The following is a 17,147-nucleotide window of genomic DNA, read 5'->3' on the forward strand; positions in this document are numbered from 1 at the left end:
TATTTAACTTTTGCCAAAAAAGATTAAACAGAATCATTATTTTCGTGCCGAATTTAGGTTCATACAGGGATTGATTCTTGTATGATTAAAAGGGAATCCGGTGTAAATCCGGAGCTGTTCCCGCAACTGTAAGTCCATGCCAAAATTGCTTTGGCACCCCTTTGGGGATGTTGCTTTCTTCAAAACCACTGTTCGGTGATCGAATGGGAAGGTGAGGTAACATAAAACGAGCCAGGAGACCTGCCAAATTCAAACAAACAATGTTAAACTTTCGGGATAAAAGTTTACGTATGGAAACCATACTATTCTCCCGTTTATTCACGTAAACGAAATGAAAAAAAATCATTTTTGGTTATTGGCCGTCGTATTGGCGGGTAAGGGACTTTTTGCGCAAAACGTACAGCAAGATTCCCTAAAAGTGCACCAGCTCGATGAAGTGGTGGTAAGCGATTCAAAATTTGAACTGAAAAGGGAAAACTCTGGGAAAACGGTGATCAAGATCACGGCCCAAGAGTTGGAACGCAACCAAGGCAAAACGGTTGCGGAGATCATCAACACCAAAAGCGGTATCGAGATTACGGGTAGTCGCGGTCGAGATGGTGATGTGCTTGGTGTGTATGCCAGAGGAGGTCGAGGCAGGCAAGTGTTGATCATTATTGATGGGGTCCGGGTGTCCGACCCATCTTCTTTCTCGCAGGAATATGATCTTCGGTTGCTTTCCCCCTCGAACATTGAATCCATTGAGATCATCAAAGGAGCAGCGAGTACACTCTATGGAACCAATGCCGCCACGGCGGTGATCAACATCACCACGAAAAAAAGTTCCAAAGAAAAGATTGTGGGCAACTTTCAAACCAGTATTGGGACCAATCAAACCGCTGAAGATCAAAACTATGATCTGGGAAGCATCAGCAACGCCGTCAATGTGAACGGCACATTGAACAAGTTCAAGTATGCCGTCGATTTTTCAAACCGATATAAAAGTGGCTTGTCCGCAGCGGTTACACCGGAAAACGAGGAGGACATTTTCTCGCATTACAGTACCAATCTGCGATTGGGCTATCAGTTTTCGAAGGATTTTGAGATTGCTGTATTTGGCAACCAAACGAAGTTCAGCAATGAATATGATGCTTCCAATGCCGATGCGCCGAATTTGGGCAAGAGCGAGCAACAAAGGGCAGGGATTTCCTCCAAACTAACCTATGGAAAGGGCTCCCTTCATTTGAATGCCGCTTACACCGATTATGAAACCAACTCCAAGGACACCTATGGCGAAAGTACTACGGAAGGGAAAAACTGGGTTTTGGATCTTTACAACAAATATACCCTCGGAAAACAGTGGCATACCATTTTAGGGGTAAACTGCATTAATGACGAAGCGGTTTTTGTAGAGAATGCCCAATTTACCATTGTAGATCCCTATGCCAATGTGGTCTATGTTTCCAATTTTGGACTAAACCTGAATGCCGGCGGTCGCTTGAATCATCATTCTGAATACGGAAACCATTTGGTGTACAATGTGAATCCCTCGTTTGTATTCCCTACCCGGGATGGTTATGTAAAATTGCTGGGGTCGTATGCCACTTCCTATATCACTCCCAACCTGACACAATTGTTCGGCGCCTTTGGCGGCAATCCGGATTTGGAGCCTGAAGAAAATAGGACCATAGAAGGTGGTTTAGAAGTCAAACTGAGCAACAAACTCAGGTTCAGTACGGTATATTTTGACCGCAATGAGAAAAACACCATTGGATATGATATCAATTATACCAGCATCAACTTAGCGGATGAGATCAATGCCAATGGGGTAGAGGTAGAGGCTATTTGGCTACCCATTACATCCTTGAACGTAAACGCCAACTATACCTTTACCGAACGGAAAGGCGACAATGCCATTCGAATTCCTAGGCACAAGGCCAATCTTTCCGTTGGCTACGAGTTGGGGCAAGCCACCGATTTTTCCCTGACCTATGCATATACTGGGAAAAGGTTCGATACCGACTTCAGTACTTTTACCGATGTGCCTTTGGACGCCTTCTCCTTGGTGAATTTGTACATTGGCCATGAATTGATTCCCAATAGGCTGAATATCTTCATCAATGCAGAAAATATATTGAACGAAGAGTTTACCGAAATTATAGGTTATACGACAAGGGGAAGGAATTTCCGGATAGGGATGAACTTGAACCTATAGAAATAAAAAGCGGCCCTTGGGCCGCTTTTCTTTATTGTATGGTTAAATCAGTGGGCAATGGTTTGTCCAGATACATGTTGTCTTTCACCGCGGTCTGTACCCTGGAAGATGTAAATGACTTGGCGGCCATTTGTACCGTAAAATCTCCTTTTGCAGAAGTTCCTGAAATTTCTTGAAGAGCTCTTTTCAATAGCGGCTCATCCACATTTCCTAGGGTACCTAAATTTGTCAAATCTTCTTCTAGTTCAATATCAGGTACCAGTCCACTGGTATAATCATAAAAACCATCTGCATTTTGGTTACGGCCAACCAAAGGTTGTAATCCCCAGCTATTGTCGGTATTGATTTTGTCTTCCCTATCGCTGGAATATATAAAGGAATTCCCGGGGTCATCCACCAATGTAATGGAAAACTCATTTTTTCCTCGTGTGGTCTCTCCAATATGGATTACATCGATATAAGGGGCAAGACCGTTCATCACCAACTCACTGGCAGATGCTGAACCATTGGTGGCCAAAACAAATACCCTGCTCAAATTCAATGTGTTGATTGGGCTGACACCAGTGGTGCTGGCAAAGTAGTCCGTTAAATAATCGTCAGTCAATTGGGCTTGTATTTTATCGTTCCAACGCTGTTTGATGTAAACCTTGTCCGTATCGGTATCATAGATCATGCTGGCCAATAAACGGGAAGTGTTTACGGACCCCCCTGGATTGTAACGCATATCCAGCACAAGTTCCGTGGCACCATCATTTTTAAATTTTAGGAATACCTCATTTAGATCCTCATTGAAGTTGCTAAGAAATCTATTGTACATCAAATAAGCCACTTTGGTGCCACCAACGTCCAAAGTTTCCGCTATCAATATAGGGTCTTCCACTTGGTTTTCAATTTTGGTCAAGGTAACCTCTCTGGTGGTATCTTCATAAATGGTATTCCCACTGATGTAGGCCATACCCAGCGTATAACTGTCATTGTCACCAAAAAGCAGGTCGTAGTAGTTGTCCACAGTGAGTTGGGTACCATCAACCTTAAGGAACAAGTCTCCTCTTTTTATGTCTTTGGTAGAGGCATCCGAGTTGGCTACGATATACTGCACATACCCAAAAACGTCGTTACTGTCCGAAAATTTAACTAAACCAAACTCTAGACCATTGCTTTTGGAAACACCGGAAAGGTTGCTTACCAATTCGGAATAATCCTCGTTCAAGAAACTGAAACGGTCATCCCCATAAAGCAAAATATCATAGTAAAAACTTTCAGGGTCGTCATAGGTTTGCAGAAATTCGGTGTATTGCGCGTCGGTCGAGAACCTATCATCCGCCAAATCGTTAACATCAGCCTGCCAAAAATACCAAAGGTTCAGGGCTTGCCACATAAAGTTTTGTACGGTTACATCGGTGGAATCGGGGTTTGGGGTTTCTCCATTTTTAATGTTATTATCGTCTTTACTACACGATAGTAGCACCACAGAAAATCCCAAAAACAATAAAAGATACTTTTTCATAGCCTATTTTTAATTAAAATCCCACAACTATCGTTCCATTTAGCGTCAGAAGCACTGGAAGAAACTTAATGGAATCCCCGTATAACGGGATACATTTGCTCTGCAAAATAGGTACATCTAAGGAGATTGCAAATTTTTTGTAACAAATTTCGATATGTGTCGTCGTGATAATGTAGGGCGATAAGAAAGCCTGAAACAACTAAGACAACCAAATGAAACAAACAGAATTTTTAAACGTGGTGATGCCCTTCAAGGACAAGCTTTACCGAATGGCCAAGCGCCTGCTGGTGTCCAGGGAGGAAGCGGAAGACGCTACACAAGAAATTTTGTTGAAGCTTTGGTCAAAAAATGAGTCGATGGGAGAGTACAAAAATGTTGAGGCCTTTGCCATGACCATGACCAAAAACTTTTGTTTGGACCGATTAAAGTCCAAACAAGCGGGTAACCTGAAATTGGTGCACAGTAATTACACGGATGAAAATGTGTCGCTTCAGCGGCAATTGGAAGCCGAGGACAGCATTGGCTGGATGGAGCGCATCATGGAAGACCTGCCCGAACAACAAAAAATGGTATTGCAACTGCGCGATGTGGAGCAATACGAGTTCGAGGAGATCTGTGATCTGCTCGACATGAAACCTACGGCGGTGCGTGTGGCACTGTCCAGGGCAAGAAAGACAGTTAGGGATGAATTAACAAAAAAACATAGCTATGGAATTGGGTAACATAGAAAAAATATTGGAAAAGTATTTCGAGGCCACTAGCACTGTGGACGAAGAAAGAAAACTCAGGGAGTATTTCGCACAGGACAGCGTAGCACCGCACTTGGAGCAGTACAGGCCCATGTTCAACTACTTTTCCATCGCCAAGGAAGAAAGGTACACCAAGCAGGTTCCATTAAAACCTAGAGTAAACTATTACAAGTGGCTATCCGTTGCAGCGGCAGTAGTTTTGACCTTTGGCATCTATTTTGGTAAACAATACCAAGAAAGAAAAGAGGCGGAGTATGCCTACCAGGAAACCAAAAAAGCATTTGAGCTCTTGGCGGAGAATTTTGGCCGGGGAACAGAAAAAGTGGCCTATCTGAAAGAGTTTGAAGCAGCAAGAGAGAAAATTTACAACAACAATTAAAAAACGAAAAAGATGAGAAAGCATATTTTAATCCTATTGATGACCGTACTACCACTTGCCGGATTTTCACAATCCTTATTTGACAAGTTCGAGGACATGGACGAAGTGACCTCCGTGGTAGTGAACAAGAGCATGTTCAACCTATTGGCGAAAATCGATGTAGAAGTAGATGACCCAGAGGCCAGGGATTTTATGGACATTGCCAGTAGCCTGAAGAGCTTGAAGGTATTTACCACCGATAACAAAAACATCGGTGCCGACATGAAATCCGCGGTGAACAGTTACTTGGGTTCCTCCAAACTGGAAGAGTTGATGCGGATAAAGGACAAGGATGCCAATGTGAAGTTTTACATCAAGCAAGGTAGGGATGATGATCACGTAAGCGAACTATTGATGTTTGTTACCGGAATAAAGGATGTGGAAGCCGATGGGCGTAAATTTGAGACTGTGATCCTGTCCCTTACCGGTGATATCGATTTGAACAAGATCAATTCGTTGACCAAGAAGATGAACCTGCCCGAAGAGTTGAACAAAGCGGGCAAGGATAACTAAGAACACGATCGGTTGGCAGTAATGGGTTGTATATTGTAACAAAAAGCAATAATCCGCAACTAATTACTGTCAGCTGATTTTGCTGTTTTTACATCAATCAAAAAAGCATAGAAATGAAAAGTATTTTAAAAAGTATCGCAGTGATGGGAGCCGTCCTTTTGGCTTCCTGCTCTTCGCAACAGAGTTTGCAGGAGTATTATGTGGACAATTCCGAGAACCCCAGTTTCTTATCCATAGACGTTCCGGCCAGTATCCTTAAAATGGAAGGGGTGGATTTGACGCCTACCCAAAAGGAAGCTGTGGAATCCCTACGCAAGTTCAATTTGTTGGCCTTTAAAAAGAACACCGACAACGAGGCCGAATATGAAATGGAGAAGAAAAAAGTAAAGGAAATCCTGAAAGGGGATGAATTTGTGGAGCTCATGAAAATCAATTCCAAGTATGGGAAAGGCGTAATCAAATATTTGGGTGAGGAAGATGCCATTGATGAGGTCATCATTTATGGCGACAGCAATGATAAAGGCTTTGCATTGGTACGCGTACTGGGCAAGAACATGAATCCGGCCCACATCATGCAGTTGATGCAGGCCATCCAAAAGTCCGATTACAAAGGAGAAGGATTAGGTGAGATCGGTGCATTTTTGAAAGGCTAAGACCAATCATCATAAATTTTAGGAAGGGCAACAAGGGTTGCCCTTTCTTTTTTATTGAACATTTCGCAACCCCAATGGTGACTTACTTTCTTAACTTAGTGTCTCATCACTAGAACACTAACAAAAAATCAGACACCATGGAAAAAGCAGAAGAATGGATCAATTATGGCCTGGAACTGGCCAAGGAATTTGGACCTAAACTCATTACAGCCCTGCTCATTTATCTTGTGGGTATGTGGGTCATCAAAAGAGTGGTCAAGGGCACCCGAAAGGTAATGTCCAAGAGCAAGTACGACGAATCCCTACAGCGTTTCTTATTGAATCTATTCTCTTGGGCGCTCAAGGTATTCCTGATCATCGTAGTAATATCGCGATTGGGGGTAGATGTCACCACGTTTGCCGCCGTTATCGCTGCTGCCGGTTTGGCGGTAGGTTTGGCCCTTCAGGGCTCTTTGTCCAACTTTGCGGGAGGAGTTCTCTTGATGATTTTCAAACCTTACCAGATAGGGGATTTGATAGAGGCCCAAGGCGTGCTGGGTGTGGTCAAGGAGGTGGAAATTTTTACCACCAAACTGGTTACCCCACAGAATAAACTCGCCATTGTGCCCAATGGAGCGATGGCAAACGGAAATATCATCAACTACACGGCAGAGGGTAGAATGCGGGTCGATACCGTAATCGGGGTCGGCTATGGAGAGGATATCAAAAAGACCAAGGAAGTGCTGTTGAATGTATTGACTTCCAATCCAAAAGTGTTGCAAGATCCTGCGCCGTCGGTCAATGTGATGGAATTGGCGGATAGTTCCGTGAATTTTGCCGTACGCCCCTTTTGTAAACCCGAAGATTATTGGGATGTGTACTTTTCTACTTATGAAAATTGCAAGTTGGCTTTGGATGCCGCAGGTATCGAGATTCCATATCCGCACCAAGTGGAAATTCACAAAAATGCTTAGAATTTACTTTTAAAATTAAATCTAAACCCGGTATAATTCTCTAGGGTTAGTTTTTGAGTTTCCGCCATATGTAAAGAACTATTCCTGCAAAAAGAAAAAGGTATCCAAAAGCAATCAATAAAGCGCCATTAATGGGGCCAAATTCCCAGTGAAGTATTTTTAAAAGTGAACCACTAAAGAGAAAAAAGAATCCAAAAGTGAATAAGATTTTTCGAAAAACACTCATTACACCCCAGTATAATTCGCTGGGGTTATGTGTTTCAGTTCCGCTTTGATGGCCTCCGAAACCTCCAGAGTATCAATAAAATCCGCAATGGACTTTTGGGTAATCTTTTCGTTGGTGCGGGTCAAGCCCTTTAGGGCTTCATACGGGTTCGGATAGCCTTCCCTGCGCAAAATCGTCTGGATGGCCTCGGCCACCACGGCCCAGTTGTCCTCCAAATCCTTTTCAAACTTGTCTTGGTTCAAAACCAGTTTGTTCAATCCTTTTAACGTGGATTGAAATCCGACCAAGGTGTGGGCGAATGGAACACCTACATTTCGTAAAACGGTACTATCGGTTAGGTCACGCTGCAAGCGGGAAATGGGCAATTTGGCGGACAAGTGTTCAAAAATGGCATTGGCCAGTCCCAAATTCCCTTCGGAGTTCTCAAAATCAATGGGGTTCACCTTGTGTGGCATGGCCGATGATCCTACTTCCCCCTTTTTGATTTTTTGCTTAAAATAATCCATGGAGATATAGGTCCAAAAATCACGATCCAAATCGATCAAGATGGTGTTGATGCGTTTCAGGCAATCGAAAAGGGCGGCCATGTGGTCGTAATGCTCGATTTGGGTAGTGGGGAAGGAGTGGTACAATCCCAATTTTTCCTGCACAAATTTTTGGCCAAATGCCTTCCAGTCGTTGTTTGGATAGGCAACTTTGTGGGCATTGTAATTTCCGGTGGCACCCCCAAACTTGGCAGCACTCGGGATGTCGTTCAATACATTGAACTGCTCCTTGAAACGTTCCACGAATACCTCAATTTCCTTGCCCAAACGGGTTGGGGAGGCCGGTTGACCGTGGGTCCTGGCCAACATGGGGATGTTTTCCCATTCCTTTGCCAATTCCTTCAATTTTTCAAATACCTCAAAATAAGCGGGTACGTAAACCTCATTCATGGCTTCCTTGATGGAAAGTGGAATGGCGGTGTTGTTGATATCTTGGGAAGTCAATCCAAAGTGGATGAACTCCTTGTGCTTTTGCAGGCCCAACGCATCAAACTTTTGCTTGATGAAATATTCCACGGCCTTCACATCGTGATTGGTGGTCTTTTCAATTTCCTTGATGGACTGCGCGTCCTCAGTAGAAAAATCCTTATAAATCTTTTGAAGTTCGGGGAACAATGCCGTATTGAAATCTGCCAATTGGGGTAAGGGAATCTCGCAAAGGGCAATGAAATATTCGATCTCTACCTGAACGCGATATTTGATCAGGGCCTCCTCGGAAAAATAGTGCTGAAGGGCCTCGGTCTTGCTTCGATATCTACCGTCAATGGGCGAAATGGCATTCAATTGGGTCAACGACATGGTCACGAAAATTTTGAAAGCATCAAAGATACTTAAACTATAGGGTTTAGACCCCCAATTTGGCCAACTTATCCAGCGTTTTTTTGGCCCGGTTTTGATAGCCGGTCGTTCCCGTAGGGTAGGTGTCCAGCAATACTTGTTTCAATTCGGGGTGCACCCATGAAAATTTCATCCCCAAATAATATAAGCTGGTCATGGAAAAGACCTTGGGTGCCATATTCATTGGGCTGATGAGCCAATCGAAACAACAGGTCATCATTTGCTCCAACTGTTCATCGGTGATATTCTTTACAAAGGCAGGGTCTTTCTTTTTGAAATAGGCAACACAGACCATTTCACACACATGGGCCAATGGGCGGATGCAGGATTCTGTCTTTAAGCGGGAAAGACTATCCACAAAAGTCCCGAAAAAAGGTAAAAGATATTCCAGTTTTTTGCGCATGAGGTTGTCAAAGGTCCAACTGGCATTGAAAGTCCCTTCTTTGTCCTCTAACAATACTTCATTGAGGAGTTGCAGGGCAAGCTCTGGAAAGTGCAACATTTGGTCCACAAGGATATCCACTTGGGCCTTGGAAAGTCTCCCGGAAGTCATCGCGATATGCAGTTCTTTTTCTGTCACAAAAACGTATATTTACGGAAACCCTTGAACGATGAAAATAGTAAAAAAAATAGCAATTGCATTATTGGTCATCTTTGTTGGAATGCAATTTTACAGGCCGGAAAAAAACCAGGCTGAAGGCGATTATGTGGCCGCTTTTGAAGCCGAGACCCAACCCAATACCGAGGTGAAGGAAATTTTGCAATCGGCCTGTTATGATTGCCACAGCGCCAACACCGAATACCCATGGTACAACAACATCGCTCCGGTTTCCTATTGGTTGGCCGGCCATGTGAAAGAAGGAAAAGAACATTTGAATTTTTCAGATTGGGAAAACTATACCGATAAAAAGAAGGACCACAAATTGGAAGAGGTGGTGGAAGAGGTGAAAAAGGGTGGAATGCCTTTAAAAGAATACACTTGGACCCACGGCGATGCGCGATTGACCGAAGCTCAGATCAGTGCCTTGGTTTCTTGGGCGGATGCGGCTAGGGCCAAGTATTGAAAAGCGCTTCCACAAGGGGAGGAACGCCCTCGACCGCTGTTTTTTGGATGATGGTAAGCTTCCCGAAATCCGACGCCCGAACCGTAGGTTTGGGATCTACAAAATAGATAGGGGTTTGGTGGTCCACATAATGAATCAGACTGGCCGCCGGATACACCTGCATGGAGGTGCCAATGATGATCAAAACATCGGCCTGCTGGGTGATTTCCGCTGCCGTTTCCAACATAGGGACCATTTCCCCGAACCATACAATATGGGGGCGTAGTTGGTGCCCATTGGGGTCCAGATCACCCAAAACAAGGTCCTTTTTCCATTCCAACACATGGTTTTCGTCCCAAATGCTCCGTACTTTAAAGAGTTCGCCGTGCAGATGCACCACATGGGAACTGCCTGCCTGTTCGTGCAGGTTGTCCACATTTTGGGTCACGATGCTCACATCAAACTGTTGCTCCAGTTTTGCCAAGGCCAAATGGCCTTCGTTGGGGCTGACCTCCAACAGTTGTCGTCGTCTTTGATTATAGAACTCCAAGACCAATTCCGGGTTTCGTGCAAAACCTTGGGGAGAGGCCACTTCCATGACATCATGTCCCTCCCAAAGGCCATTGGCATCGCGAAAGGTTTTTAATCCACTTTCAGCACTCATTCCGGCTCCGGTAAGGACTACTATTTTTGGTTTGGACATTTTACTTTGAAGTTTTTTTGGACATCAATTTGCTAGAAATACCCGAATATCATTAGCCAATTTCACCAAATCAGGTTCATGGGTGTACATCATATGACCTGCTTCGTAATAGAACAGTTGAACCTTTTCCCGTTCGATGCCATTTCTGGAAAAAGTGTATTCAGCATCAAAAAAAGGACAGATGAGGTCGTAATAACCACAGGCGACCATCACTTTCATTTCGGTGTTTCTTCGCATGGTTTCACTTAGTTTTCGGGTCACGTTCACATAGGAAGGTTCCCAACCGTGTCCCTCGGGCACAGGTTTCCAGTCCCATTTGCCGTAAATACCATCGTTTCCTGTCAAATAAGGCCTGTCCATGTCTACCTTCAACGTGGAGGCGTAATAATGGTTAAGCCCAGCGGTATAGGCCGAACCGATTTGGTAGCTGGCCGGATCGCCTAAGTGGGGTCCATCCGAAAGCTTGTCCACTTCGTCACCCATAAAGCGACCGTCCAAGCGGCCCACGGCAAGGCCCTTATCCGCAAGGAGTTGCTTTTGGAATCGGGGTACCAACACCCTTAGGTCCGATTTTAAAATATAAGCTTTGTCCAACCCCATAAACTGACTAAGCTGCTCCGCGATTTTATTCTTTTCAGTATCGGTCAACAAGGAGCCTTTGTACAGGGCCGGGGCATAGGTATTGTACGTGAAATTTCGACATTCTTCGACAAAGGCCTCGAGGGATTTGCCCTGACCGGCTTTTTTATGGTACCACGCCGTAGCAGCCATACTGGGCAAATAGGTCAGATAGGAGGTGATGTTGTCATGTTCGGAAGTAGAACCCGCGTAGTCCAAGGCTTGGGAAATCAGGATCAGACCGTTCAAGGCCATGTCCTGCCCATCGCCTTCCAAGGCATTTGCCACTCCAGCGGCCCTAGTGGTGCCAAAACTTTCGCCGATGATGTATTTGGGGGACATCCAACGCTTGTTTTCGGTGACCCATTGCCGTATGAACTGCGCCACTGAGTTTGCATCTTGGGTCAGTCCCCAAAAATCCTTTTCCTTACCCTTCCCGATGACTTTGCTATAGCCAGTGCCTACGGGGTCGATAAAGACCAAGTCGGTCAGGTCCATGATGCCATGGGTGTTGGGAACCAAAGAGTAGGGGGCAGCGCCATCATCTTTGGTGGCATCGGAGTCTGTTTTTACCAATTGCGGACCGAACATGCCCATTTGCAACCACACGGAAGCCGACCCGGGTCCACCATTGAATACAAAGGCCACTGGCCGTTTGGTGGTATCCTCCACACCTTGTTGCACATAGGCTGTGGACCAGATGGAGGCCACAGGTTCCCCTTTTTCGTTTTTCAGATAGGTTTCGGAAGCAATGGCCGTGTACTTGATCAATTTGCCACCATTGGTGATTTGGTGGTTACTGACAAAGGATTTTGGTTCTGGTACCGAAAGGGAATCGGTTTGGGTTTCCTGTGCTGCAATACCCATTGAAATCAAGAAACAAATAAAGAGCGCGTATTGTTTTTGCATGGCTATGGTTTGTGTTTCTAAAGATAGCAAAAGGATGGCTGACGGCCATTGCCAAATTGCTGCCAGGCAAGACTAATTGAGCTGTTTATTTCTGATAGACCACCTGCTGTATCTCACTGATCTGAACCACGGGTTGTATGTTCGTGTAATTTTTAAAGTCGCTCACAATGGCATCGATGTTTGCCCCTATGGCTTGGTTGTATTCCGCAATGTTGCTCACATAAAAATAGCCTACGGCCAAATGGGGTGGCTGATCGTTAGGTGTCCTGCCAGAGATGACTTTGTCTATTTCATAAAACTTTAGATTATCCCCAATAAATTGGGCTACCATGGGCATATGCTTTTGCTCGTAATAGTCCATATCGAAGGTTTTGTCCTCTCCGTTCGGGTACAAAATGGTCACTTTGTACATGCCTTTGGAAAGAGTTGAGGGAAGCTGGCCCGTTTTACAGCTTAGTAGGGTCACTAGGAGGAAGAGCGGAAGGATAAATGCGAACTTGGATTTCATGTGCGTGGATTTAGTGGTGTTTGTCTAGTTTGTAAAGGTAAATATATGATTTTCAGTACTTCCTATGCGGTGTGATTGCGACAAGGAGGGAGGTTGTTTTAATTTAATTAAAATGATTCTTGAATCGGAGACTTTAGGCTCTGGGGAATCTACTGTTATTTAGTTCCGAGAATGACGTCATTATCATTTTATTCCACATTTTTAAAACGTAATTCTCCATTTTCAAATTCAGGTACAATATCAATTTTTCTCCAAAAAAGAATTTTCAAATCGTTTTTTGTTTCTAAAGAGTCATATGATTTTGTAATTAGTTCTAAATGTTTTTGAATTCCATTCATTCCTTTGTTTTTAGATATTTCAAATATGAATAAAACCTTATCAGGACTATCTGCAAAATCAGCTTTTGTTCCCATATTTTCATAGTTCTCCTTCAACAATGAAGTTAAGTTGACAGATTGAACTTGTCGTTCATTTTTATAAATGCTATCCTCGTCAATGTAAAATGTGTTTCTAGTTTTAGGATCAAACATTGGTACTTCACAATATTCAATTGGGTAGATATGACGAATTTTCTTTTTCGTTTCGAGAACAATTATTGGAATGCTATCATGACAGGTGATATCTTTAAGTCGGTATAGAAGTTTTCCATAATTATCAAAATCTGATATTTGTAATAAAACATTTAAACTATCATTTTTATTCAACTTAAACCACCCATATTTTTTAAGTTCTTTATTATGATTTCCACAACTCGATAAAAGGAAGATTACTGAGAAATATTTGGCGATTTTCAATAACATTACTGTGGGTTATATATTGATGCTAAAATTATTTTTCTATTGATAAAGCATTTACAAGCTTCATCCAAATTACCATAAAATCGGTTTCTTTTTCCATTTTAAGTAGTCTGAATATCCATTTCCAAATTTTTCTATCTTGCTCTCATGGTAGATTTGGAATTGTTGGACTATTTGGAGGGTTACCTTACCGAGGAGCGCAAACAGCGCTTTTTGGAGGTGTTGCAACTCCGTACCAAGCACATTACCGTTGCTATAGAGGATGTTTTCCAAATGCATAATACCAGCGCCATCATCCGTAGTTGTGATGTGTTCGGGGTACAGGAAGTGCATGTGGTGGAGGACCGTTTTGCCAAAAAGCTGGACAAGAACATTGCCATGGGGGCCGAAAAATGGGTGGATGTGCACAAATACCGGAATACTTCGGATTGTATCACCACCTTAAAGCAACAAGGTTACCAGATCATCGCTACTACACCCCATGAGGATTCCACCCTTTTGCCCGATTTTTTCCCCGAGAAGAAGTCGGCCCTATTTTTTGGTACTGAAAAGGAGGGGTTGAGTGAAGTTGTGATGCGGCAAGCCGATGCCTGCCTCAAAATTCCCATGGTAGGCTTTTCCGAAAGTTTGAACGTGTCCGTGGCGGCGGCCATCATTATACAGGATGTGGCGCATAAAGTGAGGGCCTCCCAATTGGATTGGCGACTGACCGAAACCGAGATTTTAGAGAAACGGATGAACTGGACCCAAAAATCCATCCAACATGTAAAAGGCATCATCAAAAGATATTATGCCGACTAAGGATTTTTTGTATTTTTAACTGTAAACCAATCCATTAGCGTTATGTTGTTCCTGTATATTCTCTTGGGCCTTGTGGTGCTCGTCCTCATCTTGGCGGCTGTGGCCCCAAAAACCTATGATGTTTCTCGTTCGGTCATAATTGCCAAACCGAAAACGGAAGTTTTCACTTACCTCAAATCCCTGAAAAATCAAGATGTTTGGAGTCCATGGGCCAAAAAGGACCCTAATATGGTGCAAACCTTTACGGGAACCGATGGTGAAGTCGGCGCCACCAACCATTGGAAGGGCAATAAACAAGTTGGGGAAGGGGAGCAGGAAATCACCAAAATTGTAGAAGGGGAACGGGTAGAGTCCGAACTTCGCTTTTTAAAACCATGGGAATCCACTTCTGACTGCTATTTGGTTACAGAAGAGGTGGACAAGGATACTACCAAGGTAGTCTGGGGATTTTCCGGGAAGAACAAATTCCCCATGAGCATTATGATGTTGTTCATGAACATGGATAAGGCAGTGGGCAAGGATTTTGAAGAAGGACTTGCCAATCTAAAAGAGGCTTTGGAAAAATAGGTTGAATCTTATTGTTCCACCAGTTCCAATAATGCGGTGTCGAAGTCGTTTTCCAGTATAACCTTGCCATTGGAGACCATGACCTCGGTTTCGGAATAGGTATCGTATAACTTAGTGCCATCACCAAAGAACCCTTTTACCCAAAGCGATTTTTTGCCCTTGGGCAAGTCCAGTCCAACCACGACTTTGTCCTTATATTCGCCTTCCACGTAGGTTCGGGAGAACACATAGGGTGATTTTGCCAAGCGTTTGTGCTTACCGGCACCTATGGCGGGGTGGTTCCTGCGGAACTGACCCAGTTTTTGCCAGTGTTTGTGTATTTTCTGAATGTTGGGAACAGAGTCCAAATCCTTCCAGTTCATGAAAGAACGCAGGTTGGCATCACCTTGTGCACCCTCAACGATCAAAGGGCGTGAGGTTTCATCCCCGTAATAGATTTGTGAAGCACCAGGGGTCAACAATAGCACGTTGGCAGCCCGGTAAGGCTGTTTTCTTTCTCGGTCAAAAGGTCCCCCGTCATCATGAGACGAAAGGTAGTTGAGCACACTCTTGCCCTTCAACTTGGTGTTTAAGAGGTTACTGTATTTAGAAAAAATGGTTTCATAGTCGTTGTTGGCATCGGTCTTCAATTCAAAATTGATAAGACTTTTGAAACCATAACTGAAGAAGTCTACCTTTCTGTCCCCAAAATCATAGTCGCGCCCTCCGGAAATCCCATAGTTGTAGACTTCCCCTACCATGTAGAAGGGGTTTTCGTCCAAAATTCTATCCTGATGTTTTTTCTTCCACATCTCAAACGCATAGACAGCTTCTTTGTGCAGGTCTTGCCATGCGTTTTCGTTTACGTGTTTCACGGTATCCACCCGAAAGCCGTCCACCCCATAATCGTTGATGTAATCCGTCAACCATTTGATGATATAATAACGGGGCGCCCTGGGATAGCCTGTACGCTCAAAAAAGAGGTTCAGTTCATCCAGTTCCTTGCTCAGCCTTCCTTCGTCCTTCCATTTGGCCAAAAGGGCATCGGGCAGCTCCACGGGTTCATCGGATTCGGTAAGGATATCAGGTAAGTTGGCCACCAAGGTACACTCGGTGGTGTTTTCGTAAGTAGTGAATTCGCAAGGGGGACCTGTGCGCACCCAATCATCGGGCCAAACAGGGTCCTTATCGGTGACGGGTCCGGTATGGTTCAATACCACATCCAAAAGGATGCGTATGCCCTTTGCATGGGCAGTTTTTACCAGCTTTTCCAAATCTTTTTTGGTGCCGAAGTTGGGGTCAATGGCCGTCCAATCCTTGGTCCAATAACCATGGTACCCATAAGTATTGCCTGTTCCCTCATCCGTGGAACCGTGAATTTGCTCCACAATGGGCGTGAGCCAAATGGCATTGATGCCCAAATCGGTAAAATAACCTTCTTCAATTTTTTGGATGATACCCTGCATATCACCGCCTTCAAATCCCCTTAGAACCCCGGTTTCCTTGGTGCGGTCAAAATTTACATCATTTTCAGGGTTGCCATTGTTGAAACGGTCGGTAAGCAGGAAGTATACGTTGGCACCTTCCCAAACGAAAGGGACTTCCTTTTTCTCCTGTTTTTCTTGAACTACCTGTGCTGTGGTCTGCGGTTGTTTTTCAACTTCCTTGCAGCCTATAAAAAGGGGAAGAATCGACATGACGACAAGTAGTTTTTTCATGAATTGGGATTTTGTCTAAAGCTATAAAATGAATATGGAATTCGAAAATTTATTTATAGCAAGGCAGACCTGTCCCAATACCCTAAACCATGATTTACTGTTTTCTGTTCAACACTTTATATTCCTCATAACAACTGGAAATGGCATCCAAGATCTGCAGGTCGTTCGCTGTACTGATAAACGACTTTGAATAATTGCAGTTGTTCAGGATGTCCTCAATGTCCACTTTTTCCAATTGGAGCAGCTCCATGAGGGTTTCCCTGTCGAATTTGGAAGCGAGCAAATCACGGATGTTATCGTCTTCCTTGATCTGTCTGAGTTTGCGCATCTGCCGCGGTTTCTTTCCGAATAGGTTCCGTAAAAGGTCGGCCGGATTGAGGATGGCTCCCAAAACCTTGGTCACCGCACTGGGGTTTTTACTGCCCGCCTCGTAACTGGTGGGCAATCCTGAAATGCTATATTGCTGTGAATTGTTGATAGGCAGGTTCTTTACATCTATTTCCAGGTATCCCGTGAGTTGATAGGGTCTAACGATGACTTCTTCCAAGGCATATGCCAGTTCGGTCAAGGCAATTTTGGTGTCGCCAAACTTGAACATGTCGTTGGTAACCCTGATTTTTTGGGTCTTGAAACCGAGATAGGAGAGGTAAAGCGTATCGTTCACGGCGGCTGGGATCGTAAACTTTCCATTTTGGTCCGTAATGGTCCCTTTTACCAAGTTTAGGTTGATGACGTGAACACTTTCCAAAGGAAAATCCGTCTGAGCATTCACTACCGTGGCCGTTATCTCTTTAACTTCCTGATTTTCATCCTCATTTTGGGAAAAGCCCAGAAGAGAAATCAAGGAGAAAAATGTAAGTAGAATTCTTCTCATGCAATCTTTGTAGGTATAAATGTACTAAACAAAGA

The 17,147-nt window shown here is 44.0% G+C and carries 18 protein-coding genes and 1 riboswitch; of the genes, 9 read left to right on the forward strand and 9 right to left on the reverse strand.

Annotated elements, in window-relative coordinates; all coding sequences use genetic code 11:
• The first annotated feature begins 38 nt into the window (after positions 1-38).
• Positions 39-262: riboswitch (cobalamin riboswitch) on the forward strand.
• A 69-nt stretch (positions 263-331) separates the two neighbouring features.
• Positions 332-2,194 carry a TonB-dependent receptor plug domain-containing protein gene (locus tag D2U88_RS14520; protein ID WP_119641268.1) on the forward strand — a complete coding sequence of 621 codons (1,863 nt, stop codon included), beginning with the start codon at positions 332-334 and terminating at the stop codon, positions 2,192-2,194.
• 31 nt (positions 2,195-2,225) lie between these two features.
• Here D2U88_RS14520 and D2U88_RS14525 read toward each other — a convergent pair whose 3' ends face one another.
• Positions 2,226-3,701 carry a S41 family peptidase gene (locus tag D2U88_RS14525; RefSeq protein ID WP_119641269.1) on the reverse strand — a complete coding sequence of 492 codons (1,476 nt, stop codon included), beginning with the start codon at positions 3,699-3,701 and terminating at the stop codon, positions 2,226-2,228.
• 212 nt (positions 3,702-3,913) lie between these two features.
• Here D2U88_RS14525 and D2U88_RS14530 point away from each other — a divergent pair, with 212 nt between their 5' ends.
• The 5 genes from D2U88_RS14530 (at position 3,914) to D2U88_RS14550 (ending at position 6,987) form a co-directional block, all read left to right on the forward strand.
• Entirely contained in the window at positions 3,914-4,423 is a 510-nt protein-coding gene (locus D2U88_RS14530) for an RNA polymerase sigma factor (RefSeq protein ID WP_119641270.1), read from the forward strand.
• On the forward strand, positions 4,410-4,829 hold the full coding sequence (locus tag D2U88_RS14535) for a hypothetical protein (protein ID WP_119641271.1): 420 nt from the start codon (positions 4,410-4,412) through the stop codon (positions 4,827-4,829). Before D2U88_RS14530 ends, D2U88_RS14535 begins: the two co-directional genes overlap by 14 nt.
• Before the next feature lie 12 nt (positions 4,830-4,841).
• Positions 4,842-5,381, forward strand: coding sequence for a DUF4252 domain-containing protein (locus tag D2U88_RS14540; RefSeq protein ID WP_119641272.1), 540 nt, complete (start codon positions 4,842-4,844; stop codon positions 5,379-5,381).
• A 113-nt stretch (positions 5,382-5,494) separates the two neighbouring features.
• Complete coding sequence (locus tag D2U88_RS14545; RefSeq protein WP_119641273.1) at positions 5,495-6,034, forward strand: DUF4252 domain-containing protein; 540 nt, start codon at positions 5,495-5,497, stop codon at positions 6,032-6,034.
• A gap of 137 nt (positions 6,035-6,171) precedes the next feature.
• Positions 6,172-6,987 (forward strand): mechanosensitive ion channel family protein, encoded by an 816-nt coding sequence (locus D2U88_RS14550; RefSeq protein ID WP_119641274.1) that lies wholly within the window; start codon positions 6,172-6,174, stop codon positions 6,985-6,987.
• A 225-nt stretch (positions 6,988-7,212) separates the two neighbouring features.
• On the opposite strand, the gene purB is transcribed toward D2U88_RS14550, so the two are convergent.
• Both purB and D2U88_RS14560 read right to left on the reverse strand, forming a co-directional pair.
• Positions 7,213-8,556 (reverse strand): adenylosuccinate lyase, encoded by a 1,344-nt coding sequence (gene purB / locus D2U88_RS14555; protein ID WP_119641275.1) that lies wholly within the window; start codon positions 8,554-8,556, stop codon positions 7,213-7,215.
• A gap of 46 nt (positions 8,557-8,602) precedes the next feature.
• Positions 8,603-9,175, reverse strand: a complete 573-nt coding sequence (locus D2U88_RS14560; protein WP_147378596.1) for a hypothetical protein — start codon at positions 9,173-9,175, stop codon at positions 8,603-8,605.
• A gap of 31 nt (positions 9,176-9,206) precedes the next feature.
• Here D2U88_RS14560 and D2U88_RS14565 point away from each other — a divergent pair, with 31 nt between their 5' ends.
• Positions 9,207-9,659 (forward strand): heme-binding domain-containing protein, encoded by a 453-nt coding sequence (locus D2U88_RS14565; protein ID WP_119641277.1) that lies wholly within the window; start codon positions 9,207-9,209, stop codon positions 9,657-9,659.
• Here the strand turns inward: D2U88_RS14565 and D2U88_RS14570 are convergent.
• The 4 genes from D2U88_RS14570 to D2U88_RS14585 form a co-directional block, all read right to left on the reverse strand.
• Positions 9,643-10,341, reverse strand: coding sequence for an SIR2 family NAD-dependent protein deacylase (locus D2U88_RS14570; RefSeq protein ID WP_119641278.1), 699 nt, complete (start codon positions 10,339-10,341; stop codon positions 9,643-9,645). The genes D2U88_RS14565 and D2U88_RS14570 overlap by 17 nt on opposite strands.
• Before the next feature lie 24 nt (positions 10,342-10,365).
• On the reverse strand, positions 10,366-11,868 hold the full coding sequence (locus tag D2U88_RS14575; RefSeq protein WP_119641279.1) for a S10 family peptidase: 1,503 nt from the start codon (positions 11,866-11,868) through the stop codon (positions 10,366-10,368).
• A gap of 85 nt (positions 11,869-11,953) precedes the next feature.
• Positions 11,954-12,376: an EthD family reductase gene (locus D2U88_RS14580; protein WP_119641280.1), complete on the reverse strand. Its 423-nt coding sequence runs from the start codon at positions 12,374-12,376 to the stop codon at positions 11,954-11,956.
• Positions 12,377-12,564: 188 nt separating this feature from the next.
• A complete protein-coding gene (locus D2U88_RS14585) occupies positions 12,565-13,176 on the reverse strand; it encodes a hypothetical protein (protein WP_119641281.1) in 612 nt (203 codons plus the stop codon).
• 144 nt (positions 13,177-13,320) lie between these two features.
• Here D2U88_RS14585 and D2U88_RS14590 point away from each other — a divergent pair, with 144 nt between their 5' ends.
• Together D2U88_RS14590 and D2U88_RS14595 are read left to right on the forward strand one after the other, a co-directional pair.
• Positions 13,321-13,974, forward strand: coding sequence for a TrmH family RNA methyltransferase (locus D2U88_RS14590; protein WP_119641282.1), 654 nt, complete (start codon positions 13,321-13,323; stop codon positions 13,972-13,974).
• Positions 13,975-14,016: 42 nt separating this feature from the next.
• Positions 14,017-14,541 carry an SRPBCC family protein gene (locus D2U88_RS14595; protein WP_119641283.1) on the forward strand — a complete coding sequence of 175 codons (525 nt, stop codon included), beginning with the start codon at positions 14,017-14,019 and terminating at the stop codon, positions 14,539-14,541.
• Between the two features lie 8 nt (positions 14,542-14,549).
• Here D2U88_RS14595 and D2U88_RS14600 read toward each other — a convergent pair whose 3' ends face one another.
• Complete coding sequence (locus D2U88_RS14600) at positions 14,550-16,238, reverse strand: alpha-amylase family glycosyl hydrolase (protein ID WP_119641284.1); 1,689 nt, start codon at positions 16,236-16,238, stop codon at positions 14,550-14,552.
• 94 nt (positions 16,239-16,332) lie between these two features.
• Positions 16,333-17,112, reverse strand: coding sequence for a carboxypeptidase-like regulatory domain-containing protein (locus D2U88_RS14605; protein ID WP_119641285.1), 780 nt, complete (start codon positions 17,110-17,112; stop codon positions 16,333-16,335).
• Between the last annotated feature and the right edge of the window lie 35 nt (positions 17,113-17,147).

This window comes from Flagellimonas aequoris (assembly GCF_003584165.1).
Classification (GTDB): Bacteria; Bacteroidota; Bacteroidia; order Flavobacteriales; family Flavobacteriaceae; genus Flagellimonas; species Flagellimonas aequoris.

Excerpts from the sequence above, each read along its gene's own strand:
- purB (WP_119641275.1), bottom strand. The coding sequence starts at position 8,556 with ATGTCGTTGACCCAATTGAATGCCATTTCGCCCATTGACGGTAGATAT.
- D2U88_RS14600 (WP_119641284.1), bottom strand. The coding sequence starts at position 16,238 with ATGAAAAAACTACTTGTCGTCATGTCGATTCTTCCCCTTTTTATAGGC.
- D2U88_RS14535 (WP_119641271.1), top strand. The coding sequence starts at position 4,410 with ATGGAATTGGGTAACATAGAAAAAATATTGGAAAAGTATTTCGAGGCC.
- D2U88_RS14545 (WP_119641273.1), top strand. The coding sequence starts at position 5,495 with ATGAAAAGTATTTTAAAAAGTATCGCAGTGATGGGAGCCGTCCTTTTG.
- D2U88_RS14540 (WP_119641272.1), top strand. The coding sequence starts at position 4,842 with ATGAGAAAGCATATTTTAATCCTATTGATGACCGTACTACCACTTGCC.
- D2U88_RS14595 (WP_119641283.1), top strand. The coding sequence starts at position 14,017 with ATGTTGTTCCTGTATATTCTCTTGGGCCTTGTGGTGCTCGTCCTCATC.
- D2U88_RS14605 (WP_119641285.1), bottom strand. The coding sequence starts at position 17,112 with ATGAGAAGAATTCTACTTACATTTTTCTCCTTGATTTCTCTTCTGGGC.
- D2U88_RS14525 (WP_119641269.1), bottom strand. The coding sequence starts at position 3,701 with ATGAAAAAGTATCTTTTATTGTTTTTGGGATTTTCTGTGGTGCTACTA.
- D2U88_RS14565 (WP_119641277.1), top strand. The coding sequence starts at position 9,207 with ATGAAAATAGTAAAAAAAATAGCAATTGCATTATTGGTCATCTTTGTT.
- D2U88_RS14550 (WP_119641274.1), top strand. The coding sequence starts at position 6,172 with ATGGAAAAAGCAGAAGAATGGATCAATTATGGCCTGGAACTGGCCAAG.
- D2U88_RS14580 (WP_119641280.1), bottom strand. The coding sequence starts at position 12,376 with ATGAAATCCAAGTTCGCATTTATCCTTCCGCTCTTCCTCCTAGTGACC.
- D2U88_RS14530 (WP_119641270.1), top strand. The coding sequence starts at position 3,914 with ATGAAACAAACAGAATTTTTAAACGTGGTGATGCCCTTCAAGGACAAG.
- D2U88_RS14575 (WP_119641279.1), bottom strand. The coding sequence starts at position 11,868 with ATGCAAAAACAATACGCGCTCTTTATTTGTTTCTTGATTTCAATGGGT.
- D2U88_RS14520 (WP_119641268.1), top strand. The coding sequence starts at position 332 with ATGAAAAAAAATCATTTTTGGTTATTGGCCGTCGTATTGGCGGGTAAG.
- D2U88_RS14585 (WP_119641281.1), bottom strand. The coding sequence starts at position 13,176 with ATGTTATTGAAAATCGCCAAATATTTCTCAGTAATCTTCCTTTTATCG.
- D2U88_RS14570 (WP_119641278.1), bottom strand. The coding sequence starts at position 10,341 with ATGTCCAAACCAAAAATAGTAGTCCTTACCGGAGCCGGAATGAGTGCT.
- D2U88_RS14590 (WP_119641282.1), top strand. The coding sequence starts at position 13,321 with ATGGTAGATTTGGAATTGTTGGACTATTTGGAGGGTTACCTTACCGAG.